The 2,469-nt window shown below is 65.5% G+C and carries 2 protein-coding genes; both read left to right on the forward strand.

Annotation, left to right across the window (positions count from 1 at the left end; all coding sequences use genetic code 11):
• The first annotated feature begins 375 nt into the window (after positions 1-375).
• Positions 376-1,650, forward strand: a complete 1,275-nt coding sequence (locus ACO41U_RS10330; RefSeq protein WP_485943757.1) for an efflux RND transporter periplasmic adaptor subunit — start codon at positions 376-378, stop codon at positions 1,648-1,650.
• Positions 1,647-2,378, forward strand: a complete 732-nt coding sequence (locus ACO41U_RS10335; RefSeq protein WP_485943759.1) for an ABC transporter ATP-binding protein — start codon at positions 1,647-1,649, stop codon at positions 2,376-2,378. Before ACO41U_RS10330 ends, ACO41U_RS10335 begins: the two co-directional genes overlap by 4 nt.
• Positions 2,379-2,469: the final 91 nt, after the last annotated feature.

Consider the following 2,469-nt stretch of genomic DNA (forward strand, 5'->3'; position numbering starts at 1 on the left):
CGGCCTCACGCAAGCCGATCTTTGGGGAGGATTGCGGCGGCCGGTCGGTCGGCTGTGCTGAAAGAGGACAATTTATTATCGTCTTTCGGCGTTGGCGGGAGATGTCAGACAAATGTTTTTAGTGAAACCTACTGCGTAAGTTTGCCTCCCCAAAAACACCCCCCTGCGGAGCGACCTCCTTTATCGCATCCGCTCTCGCGCTTTCAATTCGTGTGCTTTCAACCCGCTTCGAGGCGTGCGTATTTCTACGATGTCCCCCCGCGTATCCCTGACGTTGTCCGTCGGGAGCCCATCCCCTATACTTCTCCCCGGAAGAGACGGTCGTCTTCAGTATTGGGACGTCCTCGACAGACACGGATATCGGAGGAGTCGTTCATGAAGGTTTTTAAGATGCTGTCGTTTGGAGCCATCGCGGCGGGGATCGCCTGGGGCGTCTGGTATGGGTTCTTCAGGGACGAGGGGACGGAGTACGTCTACCGAACCCAGCCCGTGACGCGCGGGAGCATCTCCGCGACGGTCAGCGCCACCGGAAGCGTCAACCCCGTGGAGATGGTGGACGTCGGCACGCAGGTCTCCGGGACGATCAAGGAAATCTACGTGGACTACAACAGCCGGGTCACCAAGGGGCAGTTGGTCGCCATGTTGGACACCGACATGCTGCAGTCGAGGATCGAGGAGGCGAAGGCCTCCCTCGCCCTCGCCCAGGCCCGAACGACGAGCGCCAGGGCGTCCGTTACGGATGCGGACCGGACCTTCAAGCGCAACAAGGAGCTCTGGGAGCGGGACCTGATCGCGCGGAGCGAACTGGACGCCGCGGAGACCAAGCTCTCCCTGGCCCGCGCCTCCCTTGCCGAAAACAACGCCCAGGTCGTGCAGGCCAAAGCCTCGCTGAAGCAGGCCGAAACGAGCCTGGGCTACGCGCGCATCGTCTCGCCAGTCGACGGGGTGGTCATTGCGCGAAAGGTGGACGTGGGGCAGACCGTGGCGGCCAGCCTCCAGACGCCAACGCTCTTCTCCATCGCCCGCGACCTGACTCGGATGCAGATCGAGGCCAGTGTCGACGAGGCGGACATCGGGCGCATCGCGGAGGGCCAGAGGGCGATCTGCCGCTTTGACGCATGGCCGGACACGACGTTCGAGGGCACCGTGACGCAGGTGCGCCTGAAGTCCACGGTCGTCTCCAACGTAGTCACCTACACGGTGATCATTCGGGTGGACAACTCGGAGCTGAAGCTGAAGCCCAGCATGACGGCCAACGTGACCATCGTCACGGAGGAGAAGAAGGACGCACTGAAGGTTCCGGCCGCGGCGCTCCGCTTCACGCCGCCGGGCGATGTCCTTGCTGCCTTCGCCGCCGCTTCCGGGACGGAGCAGGAGGAGGGCGAGGGGTCGATCATGGGATTGCCCCCGATGCGGCGGAGGAATGGAAACCGTTCGGACGACGAGGACGAGCCCGTAGTCTGGGTCGTAGAGGACGGGAAGATCGTGGGCAGCGTTCCCGTCGGAGAGCAGGGGATCAGCGACCGTACGTGGGTGGAGGTCTTGAACACGCAGCTCAAGGAGGGGCAGGAGCTGGCCGTCGCCTTCAGCACCGCCGGGGCGGCCGTCGCGGCCGAGGGTGAGGCCGTCGTGGTGAGGACGGGCCGATGAGCCTCCTGGATGCCGCTTCGGAGAGGGCCGCGTGTCCTCTGATCGAGGTCGAGGACCTCGTCAAGGTCTATCGGACCGGGGACGTGGAGCTGCGCGCGCTGGATGGCGTCTCCTTCTCGGTGGCCCACGGGGAGTTCGTGGCGGTGATGGGGCCGTCGGGCTCTGGAAAGTCCACGACGATGAACATGCTGGGCTGCCTCGACTCTCCCACCGATGGGCGCTACCTCCTGGACGGGCGGGACGTGGCGCACCTGTCGGGCGACGAGCTGGCGAAGGTCCGCAACGGGAAGCTGGGCTTCGTGTTCCAGGGGTTCAACCTGCTGCCGCGCCTGTCAGCCGTGGATAACGTCGCACTCCCCCTCGTCTACGCGGGGGTCCCCGCCAGGGAGCGCCGCGAGCGGGCCCGCGAGGCCCTGGAGCGCGTGGGGTTGGGTGCCCGCCTGGAACACAGGCCCAATCAGATGAGCGGCGGCCAGCAGCAGCGCGTCGCCATCGCGCGGGCCCTCGTCGGCAGAGCGCCCCTGATCCTGGCCGACGAGCCGACGGGGAACCTGGACACGCGGACGAGCGAGGAGATCATGGACCTTCTCGTCGAGGTCAACCGGGAGGGCAAGACGGTGGTCCTGGTGACGCACGAGCCGGACATCGCCGCTTACGCGCGGCGCATTTTGAGGTTCAAGGACGGTCGCTTGGTCTCCGACGAGACGGCTTCGGGAAGGGAGGAGTAACGATGTTCGAGACGCTGCGCACCGCCCTGTCCTCGCTCCTGGCGAACAAGACGCGCTCGCTTCTGACGATGCTGGGCGTGGTCATCGGGGT

It is taken from the genome of Fretibacterium sp. (assembly GCF_057312375.1).

Coding starts and splice junctions, on each gene's coding strand:
- ACO41U_RS10330 (WP_485943757.1), top strand. CDS start 376: ATGAAGGTTTTTAAGATGCTGTCGTTTGGAGCCATCGCGGCGGGGATC.
- ACO41U_RS10335 (WP_485943759.1), top strand. CDS start 1,647: ATGAGCCTCCTGGATGCCGCTTCGGAGAGGGCCGCGTGTCCTCTGATC.